Consider the following 21,234-nt stretch of genomic DNA (forward strand, 5'->3'; position numbering starts at 1 on the left):
TCTGCTTACGTTTTCCGGCATATTCGGCATCGGCGAAGGACATCTGTTTCATCGGGGTTCAACCGCTCAGTTTGTGCGAGGTGCGTATTTCACCAAATCTGGATGTCTTTTTCAGAGTTTCCTTAAGGATATAAATTTTGGAAAAAGGTAGCACCAAGAGGCAAAAAAGAGCCCCGCCGGGCGATTTCCGACGGGGCTTTTTTAAGCGCGATCACCTGACGATCTACATGGAAAGTCTGTCATTGCTATCAGCGTGTCGCCCAGCACACCTTCAAATATTTAGCGCGTACTAGCGGCATGAAGTCTCAAGGGAACGCCACTACTGGCCGATAACCCGAACAGTCATGGTCTTCTTCTTAATTGCCTGGAAATCTTCGATGCTGTCGTATCACCAAAAGCGTTTTTTGATCGTCGATGATTTCTCGGATTTTCGCAGTTCCGTCAGGTCCATGCTGCGCGAACTGGGCGTCAAGGATGTCGACACCGCCGACTCCGGTGAACAGGCGCTGCGTATGTGTTCGCAGAAGGCCTACGATTTCATCCTGCAGGACTTTCACCTGGGCGACGGCAAGAAGAACGGTCAGCAGGTGCTTGAAGACCTGATGATCGAGAAGCTGATCAGCCATGAGGCCGTGTTCGTCATGGTCACCGCCGAGACCAGTCAGGCGATGGTGCTCAGTGCGTTGGAACACGAACCCGATGCGTACCTGACCAAACCGTTCAACCGTTCCGGCCTGGCTCAACGCCTGGAGCGGCTGGAGCAACGCAAGACCTTGCTCAAGCCGATTCTGCAGGCCCTTGACCGGGGCAAACCGGTTGAAGTGCTCAATGCCTGCATCGCCTTGTGCAAACAAGACATCCGCTATTCGCCGTTGTGCCTGCGCTACCGCGCCGATGCCTTGCGCGACCTGAATCAGAACGAGGCGCTGGAGCGTCTCTATGACAGCATCATTGCTGATCGACCGTTGCCGTGGGCGTTTGCCGGTCTGGGCAAATTGCTGTTCAAGCGTGGCCAGGTCGCTCAGGCCAAAGGCGTGTATGAAAAAGCCCTGAAAGTGTTCCCGATGATGCCGGCGCTCTACGACGGCATGGCTGATGTGCTGGTCGCCGAAGGCGACACCAAGGCGGCCCAGAGTGTGCTGGAAGAGGCGATCCGCTTGTCGCCGCTGGCGGTGCGCCGGCAAGCGCAGCTGGGCAAGTTGGCGATGGCCAACGAAGATTTCGACACCGCCTCCAAAGCCTATCGCCAGGCCGTGGCGCAGGGCGCGCAGTCACGTTTCAAGGATGCGGAGAGCAACCTTGGCCTGGCCCATGCCTTGATCAGTAAAGGCAGCGAAAAAGGTCTGGATACTCGGACTCGACTGGAAATCAACACGACGCTGAGCGCGGTGGCCAAGGAAAACCCTTCCGACCCGGGTCTGCAGATTCGTGCGCGATTGATGAAAGCCACCAGCCTGTTGCTCAACGATGCTGAAACTGCCGAGAAGCTCACCGAGCAGGCGATGATGCGCCTCGATGGCATGGAACAGTTCATGAGCGCCGAAGCGGCGCTGCTGGTGGCCAAGCAACTGCAGATGCTCGGCCAGGCCAGCGCCGGTGCCTCGATGTTGAAAAACTGCGCGGAAATCTACGGCGACGACCCGACGGTGATGAAGGGCATTGCCAAGTTGACCGACGACCCGACCATTCTCAACTCCGGCAACGCCGCTGCGGACCTCAACCGTCAGGGCGTGCGGGTGTACAAGACCGGCAACCTGGTGGAGGCGCGGCAGGTGTTCCGCAAAGCCCTGGCGCTGCAACCCAAGAACATCAGTATCGCGCTGAACATGGCGCAGTCGCTGCTGCACGGCACCGACACCAATGTTCCTTCGGCGGAGCTGGAGGAATGTCGGACCTGCCTGAAAATGGTCGGCCTGATGCCCGATACCGATGCGCGTTTTCCCCGTTATCAGAAGTTGCGAAGCAAGGCGTTTGGCGAATGAACAACAGCGAACAGGCACTCGATTTTTCCACGGTGATTGCCTCCACCGTGCACGACATGAAGAACTCTCTGGCGATGCTGATGCAGGCCCACAGCCAATGGTTGGCGCGCTTGCCGGATCCGCAGCAGCACACCCCGGAGCAGGGTGTGATCGAATTCGAGTTTTCTCACCTTAATGGCATGCTGGTGCAGTTGCTGGGGCTGTACAAACTCGGGGTCAACCAGATGCCGCTGCAACCGGCCTACCATGAACTGGATGACTTCATCGAAGCGCAATTGGCCTGCCACCAGGACGTATTTGCCAGTCGCGGCATCATGGCGACCTATGAAGTGGACCCGTTGAGCCCTCTGGGTTTCTTCGACCGGGAGCTGATTGCTTCGGTGCTGGGCAACAGCATCAACAACGCCATTCGTTACGCCCGCCACGCGGTGTTGATCAGCGTCAGCGATGAAGCGGGGCAACTGGTGCTGACCGTCAACGACGATGGCGAGGGGTATCCACCCGAGATGATCGAGCGTCAGGACGATTACGTGCAGGGCATCAACCACAGCAGCGGAAGCACTGGCCTGGGCCTGTACTTTGCCGGGCGGATTGCCGAACTTCATCAGCGCAACGGCGTGGGCGGACGCACCGAGATCAGCAATGGCGGCCCGCTGGGCGGCGGCGTGTTCAGCCTCTATCTGCCTTGACCGGTTCTTTTTGTGGGCCGCTGCTTGATATTCCGAACAGGCGGCGCCTATTTTGTACGGGTCGCCGTTCGCGGCTCGCACAACAAAAAGGATTGCGTCATGACAACCGATGGCCATAGTTCATTCGCGGAGCGATTGACGGGCATTGATGAGATCGAATGTGTCACGCCGGATTTGAATGGCGTACCCCGTGGCAAGGTAATGACCGCCGAGGGCTTTCTCGAAGGACGGCGTTTGCAGATGGCGCGGGGTGTGCTGCTGCAATGCATCATGGGCGGATATCCGCCAGCGCGCTTTTACGGCAGCGATGATGGCGACCTGGCGCTGGTGCCCGACTCTGCACAGATCCATCGCTTGCCGTGGAGCCAGCAGCCGCGAGCCTTGGCCATTTGCGATGCGGACGAGCTGACCGGGGGCAGCTCAAAGCTGTCGACCCGTGGCCAATTGAAGGCCGTGATCGCACGTTACGCGGCCCTCGGCCTGGCACCGGTGGTGGCGACCGAGCTGGAATTTTTTGTGTTTGCGCCCAACACCGATCCGACTCAACCGTTCCAGCCGCCGCTGGGCCTGGATGGTCGTCGCGAGGACGGTCATTCGGCGTTCAGTATCAGTTCCAATAACGGTTTGCGACCGTTTTTCAATGAGGTCTACGCCTGCATGGCGGCCCTGGGCTTGCCGCGCGATACCTTCATGCACGAGATGGGCGTCAGCCAGTTCGAGATCAACCTGCTGCACGGCGACCCACTGCTGCTGGCCGACCAGACACTCCTGTTCAAACATCTGCTTAAAGAAGTCGCGCTCAAGCATGGCCTGACCGTGGTTTGTATGGCTAAGCCGCTGGCGCACACGCCGGGCAGTTCGATGCATATTCACCAGAGCATCATCGAGATCGGCAGCGGGCGTAACGTGTTCAGCGACAAGGCTGGTGAGCCGACCGCGACCTTCCGTCATTTCATCGCGGGTCAGCAGGTCGGCATGGCGGATTTCACCGCGTTGTTCGCACCGAACGTGAACTCGTATCAGCGCTTGTGCCATCCGTATGCGTCGCCGAATAATGCCTGCTGGTCCCACGACAATCGCGCGGCCGGATTGCGTATTCCGGCCAGTTCGCCCGCCGCTCGTCGGGTCGAGAACCGCTTGCCGGGGGCTGATGCAAATCCTTACCTGGCGATCGCCACCAGTCTTGCCGCAGGGTTGTATGGCATTGAACACAAACTGGAGCCGAGCGAGCCGATCCAGGGTGAATTCGAAGTGCCGGACAATCTTTCGTTGCCGTGTACCTTGCATGCGGCTCTTGAGCGTCTGAAACGTAGCCAATTGGCGAAGGAACTGTTTGGCAAGGAGTTCATCGAAGGCTACATCGCCTCGAAGACCATGGAGTTGACCAGCTTCTTTGATGAAATTACTCCCTGGGAGCGGCGAGTTTTAGCGGCCCAGGCCTGACGATCCGTCGACATCAGGCTATCGTTTGTCGGTAGCCTGAAACTCACTGCAAGGAGCCGCTCGGAACGCCGATGCGCCAAATCTGGAAACCCTTTCGAGCGCTTTATTTTGCCTCGCTGATGATGTTGATCGGCTCTGGCCTGTTGAGTACTTACCTGGCCTTGCGCCTGGCCGCCGACCACGTCGACAGCCTGTGGGTCGGTGCGTTGATGGCAGCCAACTATTGCGGCCTGGTGCTGGGAGGCAAGATCGGCCACCGGCTGATTGCCCGGGTCGGGCATATTCGCGCCTATTCAGCCTGCGCCGGGATTGTCGGCGCGGCGGTGCTGGGCCATGGCCTGGTGGACTGGTTGCCTGCCTGGATCTTCCTGCGGGTCATCGTCGGCCTCGGCATGATGTGCCAGTACATGGTCATCGAAAGCTGGCTCAATGAGCAGGCCGAAGCCTCGCAGCGCGGAACGGTGTTCAGCGGCTACATGATCGCCTCGTACCTGGGGCTGGTGCTGGGTCAGCTGATTCTGGTCATGCACCCGGGCCTGGGCCTTGAACTGCTGATGCTGGTCGCCTTGTGCTTCGCGCTGTGTCTGGTGCCGGTGGCCCTGACTCGCCGGATTCACCCGGCACCATTGCACCCGGCACCGATGGAGCCGCGGTTCTTCATCAAGCGCGTGCCGCAGTCGTTGAGCACGGTGCTGGGGGCAGGGCTGATCATCGGTTCGTTCTACGGTCTGGCACCGCTGTATGCCTCACAGCAGGGGTTGTCCACGGAGCAGGTCGGTCTGTTCATGGGTAGCTGCATTTTTGCGGGCTTACTGGTGCAATGGCCGTTAGGCTGGCTGTCCGATCGTTATGACCGGGCGCTGTTGATCCGCTGTTTTGCGCTGGTCCTGGCGCTTACCGCGTTGCCGCTGGCAATCATGCAACAGGTACCGCTGGAGATTTTGTTTATCACCGGGTTCTGTTGTTCGCTGGTGATGTTCTGCCTGTATCCGCTGGCGGTGGCATTCTCCAACGACCACGTCGAAGGTGATCGTCGGGTGTCCCTGACAGCGATGCTGTTGGTGACCTACGGTGTCGGCGCCAGTATCGGACCGCTGGTGGCCGGGGTGCTGATGAAGCTGTTCGGCAGCCACATGCTCTATGCCTTCTTCAGCTTCTTCGCGTTGGTGCTGGTGTGGCGGATTCGCCCGAAAGCGGTGACCAACCTGCATCAGGTCGACGATGCGCCGCTGCATCACGTCGCCATGCCGGACAGCATGTCGAGTTCGCCGTTGGTCGCTTGCCTTGACCCGCGTGTCGATGAGCAGGTGGTGCAGGACCAGATGCAGAACCCGATCAACCTTGAGCCGGACCCGGAACCTGAATCAGAGCCCGAAACGGATCCGCCGCCCGAAGACCCTGATGCAACTCGCGAGCAAAGTTTTACCGAGGCCAGGCCTTAATGCATAAAAACAACGCATAAAAAAACGGGCAGTCACCGGAAGGGACTGCCCGTTTTCTATTGAAGCGTCGTATTACATGTCGTCTTTATCGAAGCGTCGCGCTTCACGCTGAAGCTGATAGACGAACCGCTCGACCTGCCGCTGTACCAGCCCGCTCATGTTGTGAAAGCGTACGCCGGCGAAGGTGATGGAGATCCTTTCTTCGAAGTGCAGGTAACGCAGCTCGACGGGTGCCGTCATGTTGCCAAAGGGCAGGGCGGCGATGAAGCGGTCATAGACCTGGCCCAGTTGCAGGCTGTCCGTGATGTCGCCTTCGAAGCGCAACTTGCAGCCGGTGGCTGAGATGTCCAATAGCTTGCCGCTGATCGGCGACTTGAGCTTTTCACCGCCCAGATCGACGTTGACCAGTTGTGCCAGCTTCAATGCTGCGCGGAATGCATTGCGACGCTGGTGGTAAACCACCTCGGCGGGCAGGGCGCCACGGTAGCAGCGACCGCCACCAGATTCGTCGATGGTCAACGGGCCGTTGCTTTCCCAGGCAATACGCACGCCGTCGTGAAAGCCTTCGACCTTGAACGGTTCGCCGGCGAGCAGGAAGCGTTCACCATCGCGGGGAATCATTTCGTCCAGGGCAATCATGTTGCTGTCACGGTCAATGTCCACCAGATAACTCTGGAAGCGCTGGCTGCGCTCATGGAACGTGATGATCAGCGGATCATGGCTGTCTTGCAGCTGGCGCAGGTTGCCGGAGATCTCCAACGGCGTGGTGAGCACCTTGGGTGGCTGCGGAGCATCTTCCGCGCTTAAGGCATTGAACACGGTTCATCAATCTCCAGACAAAATATGACTACGGCTGGCCGGCATATTGCCAGTATGTTACGCGTCTTGATAGTGCGCGCTTTTCAGCAGGCTCAAGCCTGACTGAGCGGGCGCGGCTTCGCAAGCATGGAGGTTGATCCGCGTGCATCATAGAGCGCTGGCGGCTCGCCGCCGTTGAGGATTTTCAGCTGATTGGCCGTTGCGGCCTGTTGCACCAGGATTGACTGGCCATTCTTGACGTTGGCGGCTTGGCACTGAGCCAGAAGATCGGTCAATACATCGCTCTGCTCCAATAGCTGATCGCCAATGCTCGAATGGCTGGCAAGTTGCTCCAGGCCGTTGCGATTGGTCGGCAGGTTGAGGCTGGCGAGGATTTCACTGCGCTTGCGGCCATGCTGATCGAGCAAAATGATCAATGCCTGTTTCTGCGCCAGAATCTCTTCGAGCAGTGGCATATCGCGACCGTGCAAGGCGAGGGACTCGGTTTGCAGTAACTCCAGCAAGTGCTGTGCTGGAGCGAAATCGTCGGTGATCAGTTGCAGTAAATTAGTGTCGTGCATGGCTGGCCTTGGGTTTTAAGCGTCCAAAAGCCTGGCGCAGGCCTTGGCCTAGCGCTGGGCTTCGAAGTTGAGCAGTTTGCTGGCTACACGGTTGCTGTCGACTTTGTAGCTGCCATCGGCAATCGCTGCTTTCAACTCGGCCACGCGGGCGTTGTCGACGGCAGGCTGATCGCGCAGCTTGTCAGTGACCTTTTGCAACTGTTGAGCCTCATTGCTGAGATGTACCGATTCCCCGCTTTTGACGGTACTGGCCTGTTCGGCCGGGGTATTCAGCGGCGCGGATTTGCCGGTTTCGGCGGTTTCCTTCGCGGTGCTGGTACGTGTGCTACCGGTAAGTGACGAGGAACTGTTCAAACGGCTGAAATCGATGACCATGACAAAAAACCTCTGGGTATTTGGACGCTTGCCATGTTTTCGGCCATACCCTGAAAAACTTTAGACTCATTTATCAATGAGCTTGCGCGCGTCAGCGCTTGCCCTGCATAGGGCACAGTCTAGGGAACAGTCGAGTGGCGCGCCACTTCTTCACAAACAGAGCGTTCTACATGGCTACTTCCACCTGGCCGGGCGCGGTGACTTGCGCCTTGATGACCCGCTGGGAGTTGAGGTTTTTCACCCGAATCTGTTCGCGCAAGCCGCCGTTGGACAGCGCTTCACCCGGCATGCGCACGCTGAGCGTTCCACTGCGGGCGGTAATCACCACCTGGTCGCCCTTGCTGATGACTTCTGCCTGTTCCATGTGCACCAGGGTCATGACCTGGTCGACGACCATTGGTCGGGTAAGTTTCTGCCCTATCGCCTGGTCGACGGAGGTCAGGTAACCCTGATTGATCAGGCTGATGTCGCGCTCGCGCAGGGTTACATCCTGGGGCTCGACGATGCCGGCGCGCCGCAATGCACGGGTGGTGGTCACAATGTCGCGAAACAGGCGCACTTGAGCGGGTACGAAGACGGTCCAGGGGGACGTGCCTTCGCAAGCAACCTTGACGGTCACCCGCCCCAGCGGTCTTGCAGGACTCTCAAGCGTGGCTGTCAATTCCTTGTCACACATGGGCATGCGCAGTCGCGGATCGAGCTGCTTGACCTCGATCTCGTAGCGGCCTTGCGTTTGACTGGTTGCCAAATAGTCTTCTACGGTGAATTCAAGAAAGCCCTGAGTGACGCCGATAAGCATGTCAGGCAAGGTAACCGCGTCAGCAAGGGCAGGGCAGCCAGCGTTGAACAGGCAGACGGCCGACACCGCGCAAAGCAATTTGCGGGCGTTTGATGTCAGGCGTCGGAAAAATGTCGGTTCTGTGTTCATAAGAGTTAAAAAGCAAGCGCCGTGCCGTTTAGTGAAGAATGCACGTCGCAACACACTTAAGCGTTGGTGTAGGAGTCTGTTCATGGCTGGTGTAATGGATGCGGTAAACCAGCGCACGCAACTGGTAGGGCAGAATCGCCTTGAGCTGTTGTTGTTCCGTCTCGACGGCCAGCAACTGTATGGGATCAACGTGTTCAAGGTTCGTGAGGTGCTGCAATGCCCCAAACTGACTCTGATGCCCAAGTCCAGTCCTGTCGTGTGCGGTGTGGCAAATATCCGGGGGGCGACCATTCCGATCCTTGATCTGGCGATGGCGACCGGCTCCGGCGCGTTGAAAGACCAAAGCAATCCCTTCGTGATCATCACGGAGTACAACACCAAGACCCAGGGTTTCCTGGTGCGGTCGGTGGAACGCATCGTCAACATGAATTGGGAGGAGATTCATCCGCCACCCAAGGGCACGGGACGCGATCATTACCTGACGGCTGTGACTCGGGTCGACAATCAGTTAGTCGAAATCATCGACGTCGAGAAAGTGCTGGCAGAAGTGGCGCCGACACCGGAAGCGATTTCCGTCGGCGTGGTGGATGTCGAAACCCAGCACAAGGCGCTCTCTTTGCGAGTACTGACGGTCGATGACTCGTCGGTCGCGCGCAAGCAGGTGACCCGTTGCCTGCAGACGGTCGGTGTCGAAGTGGTGGCGTTGAACGACGGTCGGCAAGCGCTGGACTACCTGCGCAAACTGGTCGACGAGGGCAAGAAGCCGGAGGAAGAGTTCCTGATGATGATTTCCGACATCGAGATGCCGGAGATGGACGGGTACACCCTCACGGCCGAGATCCGCAGCGACCCTCGCATGCAAAAGCTTCACATCATCCTGCATACTTCGTTGTCGGGTGTATTCAATCAGGCGATGGTCAAGAAGGTCGGTGCCGATGACTTCCTTGCCAAATTCCGTCCTGATGACCTGGCATCCCGGGTAGTCAACCGGATCAAAGCAGCAGACATTAGCTAGGGGCCTTCTGCCCCTGGCGGTTAACACGATTTAAGAGGCGGTATCTTTGTCTACGGGTAATTTGGATTTCGAACAGTTCCGGGTCTTCCTGGAAAAAGCCTGTGGCATTTTGCTCGGTGAAAACAAGCAGTACCTGGTCTCGAGCCGTCTCAACAAACTGATGGAGCAGCAAGGCATCAAGTCCCTGGGTGAGCTGGTCCAGCGCATCCAGACCCAGCCGCGCAGTGGTTTGCGCGAGATGGTGGTGGATGCCATGACCACCAACGAAACCCTGTGGTTTCGTGACACCTATCCGTTTGAAGTCTTGAAGAACAAGGTGCTGCCGGCAGCGATCAAGGCCGCCCCTGGCCAGCGTCTGCGGATCTGGTCGGCGGCCTGTTCGTCGGGTCAGGAACCGTATTCGCTGTCGATGTCGATCGATGAGTTCGAGCGCGTGAACATGGGCCAGTTGAAGATGGGCGTGCAGATCGTTGCCACCGACCTGTCTGGCACCATGCTGACCAACTGCAAGACCGGCGAATACGACAGCCTGGCCATCGGCCGTGGTCTGTCGCCCGAGCGCCTTCAACGTTACTTCGACCCGAAAGGGCCGGGGCGCTGGGCAATCAAGGCACCGATCAAGAGCCGGGTGGAGTTTCGCTCGTTCAACCTGCTGGACAGCTACGCGAGCCTCGGCAAGTTCGACATCGTGTTCTGCCGCAACGTGCTGATCTACTTTTCCGCCGAGGTAAAGAAGGACATCCTGTTGCGCATTCACAGCACGTTGAAGCCAGGCGGTTATCTGTTCCTCGGTGCTTCCGAGGCGCTGAACGGTTTGCCGGATCATTACCAGATGGTCCAGTGCAGCCCGGGGATCATTTACCAGGCGAAGTGATTCGTTGGCGTCATCAAAAAAGCGGGAGTCCTCAGGGGCTCCCGTTTTTTTTGCCTGATGATTTTCCCGAACACATCGCAATTCAATGTGGGAGCGGCAGAAAAGCGGCAGGCGGCGGTAATCAGTTGCCGCTTTTCTGGCATTGCCACATTGCCACTGCCGGCAAAGCCCCGGTTTACGGCCTTTTTTCAATTGGCACGACGCTTGCTATGTCCATGTTACGAAAAATCAGGTCACCCGAAGGTTTCCGACATGAGCATCAGCTTCGATAAAGCGCTCGGTATCCACGAACAAGCCCTGGGCTTCCGCGCTCAGCGTGCCGAAGTCCTGGCCAACAACATCGCCAACGCCGACACCCCGAACTACAAGGCTAGGGATCTGGACTTCTCGAAAGTGCTTGCCGAGCAGAACGAGAAGACCAAGAGCGGCACTTTCGCCTTGAACATGACCAACAGCCGTCATATCGAAGCCGAAGGCCTGGGCAATGGCGACGAGTCGCTGCTGTATCGCACGCCGATGCAACCGTCGATCGACCAGAACACCGTGGACGCCCAGCTGGAACAGTCGAACTACGCGGAAAACGCGGTCAACTTCCAGGCCAGCTTCACCCTGCTCAACAGCAAATTCAAAGGGCTGGTGTCAGCCCTTCGTGGAGAGTAAGTCATGTCACTAGCCAGCGTTTTCAACATTGCCGGTAGCGGCATGAGTGCGCAAACCACTCGCTTGAACACCGTCGCCTCGAACATCGCCAACGCCGAAACCGTCTCGTCGAGCATCGACCAGACCTACCGTGCACGGCACCCGGTATTCGCCACCATGTTCCAGGGTGGCCAGAGCGGCGGCAGTGACTCGCTGTTTCAGAACCAGGACGCCGCCGGTCAAGGCGTGCAAGTGCTGGGCGTGGTCGAGGACCAAAGCAACCTTGAAGCGCGCTACGAGCCGAACCATCCGGCGGCCGACGCCAAGGGCTACGTCTACTACCCGAACGTCAACGTGGTGGAAGAAATGGCTGACATGATTTCCGCGAGCCGTTCGTTTCAGACCAGCGCCGAAATGATGAACACCGCCAAAACCATGATGCAGAAGGTCCTGACCCTCGGTCAGTGATAAGGGGCGACTCAGATGAGTGTTACCGATACCACCAGTGGTTTGAGCCTCAAGGACATCCTGGCCAACTCCTCGATCAAGACCAACACCAGTGCCGACGGCCTGGCGTCGGCGACGAACAGCGCCACCGGCAAAAAGGCCCTGGGCAAGGACGCGTTCCTGCAGTTGCTGGTAACGCAACTGAAAAACCAGAACCCGCTGGAACCGCAGGACAACGGTGCGTTCGTCGCCCAGTTGGCCCAGTTCAGTAGCCTGGAAGGCATCACCACGCTCAACGACACCGTCAGTGGCCTGGCGAGCAATTACAACTCGTCCCAGGCGTTGCAGGCGTCGTCGCTGGTCGGGCGTTCGGTTATTGCACCGGGCGGCACGGCGGTGGTCGATACCTCCAAGAGTTTCAGCGGCACCATTGCCGTACCGGCGTCGGTGGACCCGGTCAAGGTCAAGATCACCGATGCCGATGGCAAGGTTGTCCGCACCATCGACCTGGGCAGCGAAGTCGCCGGTACTTCCACTTTCATCTGGGACGGCAAAAACGACGCAGGCGAAGTGGCCAAGGCGGGTACCTATACCTTCGGCGCTACGGCGACCTACGACGGCAAGGCGACCTCGCTGGTGACGTACCTGCCGGCAACGGTCAACAGCGTGACCATCAGCCAGACAGGCGGTGAGTTGATGCTCAACCTGGCCGGGGCGGGCAGCATCGCGCTGTCCAAAGTACAAACTATTGGTATGTAGAGCCGACTAACACGGCACAAAGGAGTGGAATATGTCTTTCAATATCGGCCTTAGCGGTCTCTATGCAGCCAACAAACAACTGGACGTGACCGGCAACAACATCGCCAACGTCGCGACCACCGGTTTCAAATCGTCCCGTGCGGAATTCGAAGACGTTTACTCGGCCACCAAGCTGGGTTCCGGCAGCAAAACCATCGGTAACGGCGTGCGCCTGGCCAACGTTTCCCAGCAGTTCACCCAGGGCGACGTCAACAACACCGGCAACGTGCTGGACATGGGCATCAACGGTTCCGGCTTCTTCGTGCTGAGCGAGAATGGTTCGATGTCCTACACCCGTGCCGGTACGTTCAAGGTCGACAAAGACGGTTACGTTACCAACACCGATGGCTCTGCGCGTCTGCAGGGTTATGGCGTGGATGCCAATGGCAAGATCCTCAATGGCGTTTTGACTGACCTGCGCATCGATACTTCGAACCTGGCGCCAAAAAACACCTCCACGGTTTCGTCGACGATCAACCTGAACTCCACAGCTCCCATCATCAACCAGATTACCAATCCGTTTGACCCGTCCAAGGAAGCGTCCTTCACCAAGCAGTTCAGTACCCCTATTTACGATACCCAGGGTAACAAGCACGTCATGGATCAATTCATGGTCAAGACTGCTGACAACACCTGGAAGACCTACACCCTGATCGAGGGTCGCAACCCGGATGGCAGCGATCCTACCGTTACTCCTCCTGTCGCTTCGACCATGAACTTCGACAGCGCCGGCAAGCTGACTTCGGTCACCACACCGGTTGTTCCAGCGACCGTTCCGCCATCCGTGATAACCAGCCCTGACCTGAAAGTCACCGGCTGGATTCCGGGTACCGTGACCAATGGCACGTGGACAGCCAACGGCGCTGCGTCCGGCGTCGTTACGGTCTCCATGGACAAAACCACGCAGTACAACGCTGACACCGCGCGTTCGATTCCTTCGCAGAACGGCTACGCCACCGGCCAGATCACCAACCTGACCATCGACACCAGCGGTGTGATGCTCGCCAACTTCAGCAACAGCCAGACCAAGCCCATCGGCCAGATCTCGCTCGCCAGCTTCACCAACGAACAAGGTTTGCAACCGGTAGGCGGCACCAGTTGGAAAGAAACCTACTCGTCGGGTATCCCGGGCTACGATGCGCCGAACACCGGTACCTTGGGAGAGATCCACTCCAACTCTCTGGAAGAGTCCAACGTCAACCTGACCAATGAACTGGTCGACCTGATCAAGGCGCAGAGCAACTACCAGGCGAACGCCAAGACCATCTCCACCCAGAGCACCATCATGCAGACCATCATTCAGATGACCTGATGCGGGTTGGCTGAAAGCGCTGCACAAAGAGCCCCTCGATCGAGGGGCTTTTTATGGCCGACACAAACCTGGAGCAGGCAAAAGAAAACCCCCGACAAACCAGAGGCCTGTCGGGGGTTTCGAGTAAGCGCCTTTCAGCGCCTACCGGCTCAGCTTATTGGCAAGCTTCGCAATCCGGCTCGTCGATGGCGCAAGCCTTCGGCACTGGAGCAGGGCCGGCAGGCGCTGCCAGGACCGAATCTTCACCGTGGTTGCCGCCGCTGGAAACAGCGTTCAGCTTGCCGGTGTTGATGGTCGACTTCTCGGTGCTGGTTGCGGCCAGGGCACGGAGGTAGTAAGTGGTTTTCAGGCCACGGTACCAAGCCATGCGGTAGGTCACGTCCAGCTTCTTGCCCGATGCGCCAGCGATGTACAGGTTCAGCGATTGAGCCTGGTCGATCCACTTCTGACGACGGCTTGCCGCGTCAACGATCCACTTGGTGTCCACTTCGAAGGCAGTCGCGTAGAGCTCTTTGAGTTCTTGCGGGATGCGCTCGATCTGTTGCACCGAACCGTCGTAGTACTTCAGGTCGTTGATCATGACCGAGTCCCACAGACCGCGAGCCTTCAGGTCGCGAACCAGGTACGGGTTGATCACGGTGAATTCGCCCGACAGGTTCGATTTCACGTAGAGGTTCTGGTAGGTCGGTTCGATCGACTGCGATACGCCAGTGATGTTGGCGATGGTCGCGGTCGGTGCGATGGCCATGATGTTGGAGTTACGAATGCCTTTCTGCACACGGGCACGAACCGGTGCCCAGTCCAGGGATTCGTTCAGGTCAACGTCAATGTACTTCTGGCCACGTTGCTCGATCAGGATCTGTTGCGAATCCAGCGGCAGGATGCCTTTGGACCACAGCGAGCCCTGGAACGTCTCGTAGGCGCCGCGCTCGTCGGCCAGGTCGCAGGAAGCCTGGATCGCGTAGTAGCTGACCGCTTCCATCGACTTGTCGGCGAACTCGACGGCAGCGTCGGAACCGTAAGGAATGTGCTGCAGGTACAAAGCGTCCTGGAAGCCCATGATGCCCAGACCGACCGGACGGTGCTTGAAGTTGGAGTTCTTCGCTTGCGGCACCGAGTAGTAGTTGATGTCGATAACGTTATCGAGCATGCGAACGGCGGTGTTCACGGTGCGTTCCAGCTTGGCGGTGTCCAGCTTGCCGTTGGTGATGTGGTTCGGCAGGTTGATCGAGCCCAGGTTGCAAACGGCGATCTCGTCCTTGTTGGTGTTCAAGGTGATCTCGGTGCACAGGTTCGAGCTGTGAACCACGCCGACGTGCTGCTGCGGGCTGCGCAGGTTGCACGGGTCTTTGAAGGTCAGCCATGGGTGGCCGGTTTCAAACAGCATGGACAGCATTTTGCGCCACAGGTCTTTGGCCTGGATGGTCTTGAACAGCTTGATCTTGCCCGGGTACTCGGACAGGGCTTCGTAGTACTCGTAACGCTCTTCGAAGGCCTTGCCGGTCAGGTCGTGCAGGTCTGGAACTTCGGACGGCGAGAACAGGGTCCACTTGCCGTCATCGAAGACGCGCTTCATGAACAGGTCAGGGATCCAGTTGGCAGTGTTCATGTCGTGGGTACGACGACGATCATCACCGGTGTTCTTGCGCAGCTCGATGAACTCTTCGATGTCCATGTGCCAGGTTTCCAGGTAGGCACAGACAGCGCCTTTGCGCTTGCCACCCTGGTTAACGGCAACGGCGGTGTCGTTCACTACTTTAAGGAACGGAACCACGCCCTGGGATTTGCCGTTGGTGCCTTTGATGTACGAACCCAGTGCACGAACCGGCGTCCAGTCGTTGCCCAGGCCGCCCGCGAATTTCGACAACATGGCGTTGTCGTGGATCGCGTGATAGATGCCCGACAGGTCATCCGGCACGGTGGTCAGGTAGCAGCTCGACAGCTGTGGACGCAGGGTACCGGCGTTGAACAGGGTCGGGGTCGAGGACATGTAGTCGAAGGACGACAACAGGTTGTAGAACTCGATCGCACGGTCTTCTTTGTTCTTCTCTTCGATCGCCAGGCCCATGGCCACGCGCATGAAGAAGATTTGCGGCAGTTCGAAGCGGATACCGTCCTTGTGGATGAAGTAACGGTCGTACAGGGTTTGCAGGCCCAGGTACGTGAACTGCTGATCGCGTTCGTGGTTGATCGCCTTGCCGAGTTTTTCCAGGTCGAAGGTGGCCAGGACCGGGTTCAGCAATTCGAATTCGATACCTTTGGCGATGTACGCAGGCAAGGCCTTGGCGTACAGGTCGACCATTTCGTGGTGGGTCGCGCTTTCGGCGACTTCCAGGAAGCTCAGGCCTTCGGCACGCAGGGTGTCCATCAGCAGGCGGGCGGTCACGAACGAGTAGTTTGGCTCACGCTCGACCAGGGTACGGGCGGTCATAACCAGTGCGGTGTTGACGTCGGTCAGGGCCACGCCGTCGTACAGGTTTTTCAGGGTTTCGCGCTGGATCAGGTCGCCGTCGACTTCTGCAAGACCTTCGCACGCTTCGGTAACGATGGTGTTCAGGCGGCCCATGTCCAGAGGAGCAAAGGTGCCATCGGCGCGGGTGATGCGGATCGACGGGTGAGCGTTGACTGCTTCCTCGGCCGGTGCGTGGGCGGCGCGTTCTTTCGAACGACCGTCACGGTAGATCACGTAGTCGCGCGCCACTTTCTGCTCGCCGGCACGCATCAGGGCCAGTTCGACCTGGTCCTGGATTTCTTCGATGTGGATCGTGCCGCCCGAGGGCATGCGACGCTTGAAGGTCGCGGTGACTTGTTCGGTCAGACGGGCAACGGTGTCGTGGATTCGCGACGAAGCGGCAGCGGTGCCGCCCTCAACTGCGAGAAACGCTTTGGTGATGGCGACGGTAATCTTGTCATCGGTGTAAGGAACGACAGTGCCGTTACGCTTGATCACGCGCAGCTGGCCAGGCGCGGTGGCGGACAGATCCGAAGTCGAATCTGCGGCCTGCGGCAAGGTGCCCTGCGGGTTCTCGCGAGTTGTGTCGGTTTGCATGGGGGGTTGTCTCCACATTCTCTATGTTTGTTTGGGCACCATTACGGTGCCCACCGTTCCGTCCTGAAGCACTACAACCGGCGAGGGGCCGGGCATACCAACTTCGGGACAGATCAGGAAGGGGCAATTGGGGCGCCGCTTCCATGCCGAAGTCTTTGGTCCCAGGCCTTGAACCTGAAACCGGGATCCTTTTGGGTGACAGTAATTGACTGCAACACCCGTACCGTTAACGCCGTTTTCGGCTCAAAAACAGTAGCCATCCGCACGCGCGGTTTGGTCTTTCGAAAATACGTTTGGTTCAACCGGACAGAGGCAATAAAAGCGCTTGAAATCGGTGTCTGGTTTGTGTTTGGTTTTTTACGCAAAACCCTACATGTAGGGTTTTTTTGGCGCCGAGGTACAAGATAATGCGTTTTGGGGGGTGTTGCAACGTACTACCTGTGGATAAACCTGTGCGTAAATTGTGTGTGAAAGGTGGAACGGGCGTGTAGGCCGCGACCTAGCTGGAGCGGACCGTTTTTCACTGATTTTCACCGATTGAAAACAGTCGCTCGGGTTTTTAAGGGCGCGAACCCTATCACAAAAAACCGCGTTGTCCGAACGCATTTACCGGCTTGTGTTCTTGGCGAGCGGCGTTTATACAATCGGCCAGTGCGTACGCATTCTTATCCTCCCCAATCATTACAAAAAGACGGGTGGATCCTTCCTTATTAAGTGTTGTTGGCAAGCAGAGGTCACCGTGGAGCAAGAAGCCTGGCAGGTATTGATTGTGGAGGACGACCAGCGTCTGGCCGAACTGACCCGCGATTACCTGGAAGCCAATGGTCTGCGCGTATCGATCGAGGGCAACGGCGCCTTGGCCGCGGCACGGATCATCAAGGAGAAACCGGACCTGGTGATCCTCGACCTCATGTTGCCGGGCGAAGATGGCCTGAGCATCTGCCGCAAGGTCCGCGACAAGTATGACGGCCCGATCCTGATGCTCACCGCCCGCACCGACGACACCGATCAGATTCTTGGCCTGGACCTGGGCGCCGACGACTACGTGTGCAAACCGGTTCGCCCACGTTTGCTGCTGGCGCGCATCCAGGCCCTGTTGCGGCGCAGTGAAAGCCCTGAAGTGGCGCCGGAAAAACAACGACGCCTGCAGTTCGGTCCGTTGGTGGTCGACAACGCATTGCGCGAAGCCTGGCTGAACGACAACGGCATCGAGTTGACCAGTGCCGAGTTCGACCTGCTCTGGCTGCTGGTGGCCAACGCCGGACGCATCCTGTCCCGGGAAGAGATTTTCACCGCACTGCGCGGCATCGGCTATGACGGCCAGGACCGCTCCATCGACGTGCGCATCTCGCGCATCCGCCCGAAAATTGGCGACGACCCGGACCATCCACGACTGATCAAGACCATCCGCAGCAAAGGTTATCTGTTCGTTCCTGAAGCCTGCACGCTGTGAACTCGATCTTCCTGCGCATTTACGGTGGCATGTGCGCGGCGCTGATTCTGGTGGCGGTACTCGGCGTGCTGGCCTTGCACCTGCTCAATCAGGTGCGCGGCGAGCAATACCGTGAGCGCCTGGCCCACGGCACGTTCTCGCTGATGGCCGACAACCTGAACCCGATGAACGAAACCGAGCGCCACCGGGCCTTGCTGGTGTGGGAGCGGTTGCTGGGGATTCCGTTGGCGCTGAAAACCTTTGCCCAGACCGATCTCGACCTCACCCAGCGCACCCGCGTGCTGCGCGGTCAGGCGCTGGTGGAGCAGACCGGTCCGCATGCGGCGAAGGTTTACCGGTTGGTCAGCGACAAGGAACAGCTGGTGCTGACCGGCGAAGTTCAGCAAATCAGCGAACAACTGGCCCGGGCGACTATTTACCTGCTGGCCGATGAACTGGTGCGCTATCCCGTGGCCGAGCAACCCGAACGCCTGGCGCAGTTGAAGCGCGATAAAGGGTTTGGTTTCGACTTGCGGCTGGTGACGATCGAGCAGGCGGACATGGACGAGGACCAGAGTCGCCGGGTGTCCGAGGGCGACACGGTGATGGCGCTGGGCAAGGGCGGCGATTCGATCCGGGTGTTTGCCGGCATGGTCGGTACGCCGTGGGTGCTGGAGATCGGCCCGTTGTATCAGATGAATCCTTATCCGCCGGAATGGCTGGTGCTGATCGCCGCCCTGGGTTTGAGCCTGATCGGTTTGATCGTCTATTTGTTGGTGCGCCAACTTGAGCGTCGTTTGCGTGGCCTGGAGGCGGCCGCCACGCGCATCGCCAAGGGCAGCCTGGAAACCCGCGTGCCGGCACGCGGCGCGGACTCGGTGGGACGGCTGGCTTCGGCGTTCAACGGCATGGCCGAGCACCTGCAGCAGTTGCTGGCGATCCAGCGTGAGCTGGTGCGCGCCGTGTCTCATGAGCTGCGCACACCCGTGGCGCGGTTGCGTTTTGGTCTGGAAATGATCGGCTCGGCCACCACGCCGCAGGCGTTGGAAAAATACTGTGAAGGCATGGACCACGACATCGAGGATCTCGATCGCCTGGTGGACGAGATGCTCACCTACGCACGACTGGAGCAGGGTTCGCCGGCGCTGAATTTTCAGCGGATCGATCTGGATACGTTGGTCAATCAGGTGATCGAAGAACTGGCGCCGTTACGCGCCGAGGTCACGGTGCAGCGCGGTTTGTGTTTGTCCGCCGCTGACAACGACGACGCCTGGGTCGAGGCCGAGCCGCGTTACCTGCACCGGGCGTTGCAGAACCTGGTAAGCAATGCCATGCGCCACGCTCAATCACGGGTGACCGTCAGCTATCAGGTCGGGCAGCAGCGCTGTCGGGTGGATGTCGAGGATGACGGGCCGGGCGTACCGGAAACGGCCTGGGAGAAGATTTTTACACCATTCCTGCGCCTTGATGACAGTCGCACCCGCGCCTCCGGTGGGCATGGGTTGGGGCTGTCCATCGTGCGGCGAATCATCCATTGGCATGATGGCCGGGCGTTGATCAGCAAGAGCAAGAGTTTGGGGGGGGCGTGTTTCAGCCTGAGCTGGCCGAGGAATCAGGAGAAGCGGTGAGACATGTGGTGAATGAACCACCGCTTTCGCGAGCAAGCCCGCTCCCACATTGGATCTATGTCTCACCGCAAATCCCCTGTGGGAGCGGGCTTGCTCGCGAAGAGGCCCTCCCAAACACTGAAGATCCTCAGGCCTTGATGCTGACCAGACTCAGCAACTGCCCATCCACCACCCCGAACTGCGCATCCATCTCAGTGCCATTGCACCATTCGCTGGACAGATCAGTCAGCAACCGCAGCCGCACTTCACCGCTTTCGGCCCACTCCAACACTTCAGCGTGCTCGAAATAGAAGCGCTGCTGAACGATCGGATACAGCGCCTTGAACAGGCTTTCCTTCACCGAAAACGTCAGGGTCACCAGCATCGCCAACTGATCGCGACGGCCGGCGGTCATGCGTTGCAACTCTGGCGGGGTGAGGATCTCCCCGGCCAGTCGCTCGGCCCGTTCAGGGTTGAGCAGGTTTTCCAGGTCCATTCCCAGGCCGCGCCAGTGGGTTTTCTTCGCGACAATCGCCGAGGCCTGGCCGGTGCTGTGGGTAATCGAGCCCGTGATGTGCGTCGGCCATACCGGTGCCCGGTCCTCGCCGATGGCCGGGATGAAGTTCAGCCCTTCCAACTGTTGTAACGCAGCCCGAGCGCAAACCCGCCCGGCGAGGAACTCCGCCTGACGCTTGGCGACCGAACGCTGGATGGTGGGCGGTGGCTCGATGGCGCTGCGCTGGAAATCATCGCTGGCCAGTTGCGAGGTATCGAAGTGAGTGCTCAACAGCACCGTATCGGGCAGCGCAAACGGCAGCGGCCAATGGGCATCGAGTGGAGTGCAGCAGACGGGGAGGGCGGGGGCGCGATTCATGTGGGGCATTTTGCCGGGTTGCTCTCAGGCTGGGTAGTACAAAGCTTTGGATTGGCGTCGCGGCCATAGGCTGACAAATTTATAGTCAGCCCGCTCAAGGCCAGCAAAACGAAAGCGAGAAACATGCGCATGGTCGGATCTCCTGACAGAAAAGTCGTCAAAAACAGCTGGGTCGATCTGGTTCAGCTCAGGTTCAGAGTGCGTTCAGGGGGAGTTCAGGGCCGGGTGAGTAACCTTGCCCCGTACCCAAATAGCACATAGCGCATAAGGAACTCCCCTATGACTGGCTTCAAAAAACTGCTTCTGGCTTTCACTGTCCTGAGCGCGAGTACCGCGGCTTTCGCTTCCGACGACAATTTCGCCAGCCTTACTTTTGGACAGACCAGCGACAAGGTCAAAAAGTCTCACGCCCTGAACGACAACCTCAACAGCCCGAACGCCGACGGCGTGATCGGCAAGGACAACACCTGGGGTGTGCGTCTGGGCCAGCAAAATAGCCAGGGCCGCTACTACGCCACTTACGACAACGTGTCGGGCTCACACAATGGCATTAAACTGCGTCAGGAAAACCTCTTGGGCAGCTACGATCTGTTCTACCCGGTGGGCGGCAGCACCAAGCTGTTCGGCGGCGCCACGGCCGGTTTGACCAAAATGACTCAGGATTCCCCAGGCTTCAGCCGCGACAGCGACATCGGTTACGCCATCGGCGGCCAATTGGGTGTCCTGCAACAGGTTTCGCAAAACACCTCGGTGGAACTGGGTTACCGTTATCTGCGCAGCAACGCCAGCACCGAGATGAGCGAACGCGGTGGCAGCAAACAGGGTTCGCTGGACCTGACCAGCAGCGCCCAGACTTACCTGTCGGCGAACTACGCTTTCTAAGAAACGCGTCCGAAAAGGCCGGCGCCGGATCAATCCAAAAGACTGATCCGGCGTCGCCATGTTAGCC

Annotated in this window: 19 protein-coding genes; 13 read left to right on the top strand and 6 right to left on the bottom strand. The window is 58.7% G+C overall.

Annotated features, from left to right (window positions below):
* The first annotated feature begins 377 nt into the window (after nucleotides 1-377).
* The 4 genes from FQ187_RS25800 to FQ187_RS25815 all read left to right on the top strand — a co-directional run bounded on the left by FQ187_RS25800 (nucleotide 378) and on the right by FQ187_RS25815 (nucleotide 5,556).
* A complete protein-coding gene (locus tag FQ187_RS25800) occupies nucleotides 378-1,982 on the top strand; it encodes a tetratricopeptide repeat-containing response regulator (RefSeq protein ID WP_149631639.1) in 1,605 nt (534 codons plus the stop codon).
* The gene (locus tag FQ187_RS25805; RefSeq protein ID WP_149631640.1) at nucleotides 1,979-2,671 is read left to right on the top strand and encodes a sensor histidine kinase KdpD; all 693 of its coding nucleotides are present in this window, start codon (nucleotides 1,979-1,981) and stop codon (nucleotides 2,669-2,671) included. Before FQ187_RS25800 ends, FQ187_RS25805 begins: the two co-directional genes overlap by 4 nt.
* A gap of 201 nt (nucleotides 2,672-2,872) precedes the next feature.
* Nucleotides 2,873-4,114 (top strand): glutamine synthetase family protein, encoded by a 1,242-nt coding sequence (locus FQ187_RS25810; RefSeq protein ID WP_178122767.1) that lies wholly within the window; start codon nucleotides 2,873-2,875, stop codon nucleotides 4,112-4,114.
* Between the two features lie 71 nt (nucleotides 4,115-4,185).
* Nucleotides 4,186-5,556, top strand: a complete 1,371-nt coding sequence (locus tag FQ187_RS25815) for an MFS transporter (protein ID WP_149631642.1) — start codon at nucleotides 4,186-4,188, stop codon at nucleotides 5,554-5,556.
* Nucleotides 5,557-5,628: 72 nt separating this feature from the next.
* Here the strand turns inward: FQ187_RS25815 and FQ187_RS25820 are convergent, their stop codons facing one another.
* From FQ187_RS25820 to flgA, 4 genes are all read right to left on the bottom strand, one after another.
* Nucleotides 5,629-6,375 (bottom strand): flagellar brake protein, encoded by a 747-nt coding sequence (locus tag FQ187_RS25820; RefSeq protein WP_129437609.1) that lies wholly within the window; start codon nucleotides 6,373-6,375, stop codon nucleotides 5,629-5,631.
* 92 nt (nucleotides 6,376-6,467) lie between these two features.
* Nucleotides 6,468-6,935, bottom strand: a complete 468-nt coding sequence (locus FQ187_RS25825; protein ID WP_123368748.1) for a flagella synthesis protein FlgN — start codon at nucleotides 6,933-6,935, stop codon at nucleotides 6,468-6,470.
* A 48-nt stretch (nucleotides 6,936-6,983) separates the two neighbouring features.
* Entirely contained in the window at nucleotides 6,984-7,310 is a 327-nt protein-coding gene (flgM, locus tag FQ187_RS25830; RefSeq protein ID WP_123368749.1) for a flagellar biosynthesis anti-sigma factor FlgM, read from the bottom strand.
* 166 nt (nucleotides 7,311-7,476) lie between these two features.
* Nucleotides 7,477-8,238 carry a flagellar basal body P-ring formation chaperone FlgA gene (gene flgA / locus FQ187_RS25835; RefSeq protein ID WP_149631643.1) on the bottom strand — a complete coding sequence of 254 codons (762 nt, stop codon included), beginning with the start codon at nucleotides 8,236-8,238 and terminating at the stop codon, nucleotides 7,477-7,479.
* Nucleotides 8,239-8,320: 82 nt separating this feature from the next.
* Between flgA and FQ187_RS25840 the strand changes: the two genes are divergently transcribed.
* The 6 genes from FQ187_RS25840 to flgE all read left to right on the top strand — a co-directional run bounded on the left by FQ187_RS25840 (nucleotide 8,321) and on the right by flgE (nucleotide 13,323).
* Nucleotides 8,321-9,253, top strand: a complete 933-nt coding sequence (locus FQ187_RS25840; RefSeq protein ID WP_129437603.1) for a chemotaxis protein CheV — start codon at nucleotides 8,321-8,323, stop codon at nucleotides 9,251-9,253.
* A gap of 46 nt (nucleotides 9,254-9,299) precedes the next feature.
* Complete coding sequence (cheR, locus tag FQ187_RS25845; protein ID WP_008147958.1) at nucleotides 9,300-10,127, top strand: protein-glutamate O-methyltransferase CheR; 828 nt, start codon at nucleotides 9,300-9,302, stop codon at nucleotides 10,125-10,127.
* A 252-nt stretch (nucleotides 10,128-10,379) separates the two neighbouring features.
* A complete protein-coding gene (gene flgB, locus FQ187_RS25850; RefSeq protein ID WP_007980125.1) occupies nucleotides 10,380-10,787 on the top strand; it encodes a flagellar basal body rod protein FlgB in 408 nt (135 codons plus the stop codon).
* A 3-nt stretch (nucleotides 10,788-10,790) separates the two neighbouring features.
* Nucleotides 10,791-11,234 carry a flagellar basal body rod protein FlgC gene (gene flgC, locus FQ187_RS25855; RefSeq protein WP_149631644.1) on the top strand — a complete coding sequence of 148 codons (444 nt, stop codon included), beginning with the start codon at nucleotides 10,791-10,793 and terminating at the stop codon, nucleotides 11,232-11,234.
* 15 nt (nucleotides 11,235-11,249) lie between these two features.
* Nucleotides 11,250-11,972 (top strand): flagellar hook assembly protein FlgD, encoded by a 723-nt coding sequence (gene flgD, locus FQ187_RS25860; protein WP_149631645.1) that lies wholly within the window; start codon nucleotides 11,250-11,252, stop codon nucleotides 11,970-11,972.
* Between the two features lie 31 nt (nucleotides 11,973-12,003).
* Entirely contained in the window at nucleotides 12,004-13,323 is a 1,320-nt protein-coding gene (gene flgE, locus FQ187_RS25865; protein WP_149631646.1) for a flagellar hook protein FlgE, read from the top strand.
* Between the two features lie 154 nt (nucleotides 13,324-13,477).
* Here flgE and FQ187_RS25870 read toward each other — a convergent pair whose 3' ends face one another.
* The gene (locus FQ187_RS25870) at nucleotides 13,478-16,372 is read right to left on the bottom strand and encodes a ribonucleoside-diphosphate reductase subunit alpha (RefSeq protein ID WP_008147967.1); all 2,895 of its coding nucleotides are present in this window, start codon (nucleotides 16,370-16,372) and stop codon (nucleotides 13,478-13,480) included.
* A 739-nt stretch (nucleotides 16,373-17,111) separates the two neighbouring features.
* Here FQ187_RS25870 and FQ187_RS25875 point away from each other — a divergent pair.
* The gene (locus FQ187_RS25875; RefSeq protein WP_149631647.1) at nucleotides 17,112-17,825 is read left to right on the top strand and encodes a response regulator; all 714 of its coding nucleotides are present in this window, start codon (nucleotides 17,112-17,114) and stop codon (nucleotides 17,823-17,825) included.
* Complete coding sequence (locus FQ187_RS25880) at nucleotides 17,822-19,432, top strand: ATP-binding protein (RefSeq protein WP_129437591.1); 1,611 nt, start codon at nucleotides 17,822-17,824, stop codon at nucleotides 19,430-19,432. Before FQ187_RS25875 ends, FQ187_RS25880 begins: the two co-directional genes overlap by 4 nt.
* A 127-nt stretch (nucleotides 19,433-19,559) precedes the next feature.
* Here FQ187_RS25880 and FQ187_RS25885 read toward each other — a convergent pair whose 3' ends face one another.
* Nucleotides 19,560-20,285 (bottom strand): 4'-phosphopantetheinyl transferase, encoded by a 726-nt coding sequence (locus tag FQ187_RS25885; protein WP_218580714.1) that lies wholly within the window; start codon nucleotides 20,283-20,285, stop codon nucleotides 19,560-19,562.
* Between the two features lie 279 nt (nucleotides 20,286-20,564).
* On the opposite strand from FQ187_RS25885, the gene FQ187_RS25890 reads away from it, so the two are divergent.
* Entirely contained in the window at nucleotides 20,565-21,167 is a 603-nt protein-coding gene (locus tag FQ187_RS25890) for a porin family protein (protein ID WP_149631649.1), read from the top strand.
* The last annotated feature ends 67 nt before the right edge of the window (nucleotides 21,168-21,234 follow it).

Origin of the sequence: Pseudomonas sp. ANT_J28, assembly GCF_008370005.1 — a bacterium.
Taxonomy (GTDB): domain Bacteria; phylum Pseudomonadota; class Gammaproteobacteria; order Pseudomonadales; family Pseudomonadaceae; genus Aquipseudomonas; species Aquipseudomonas frigoris.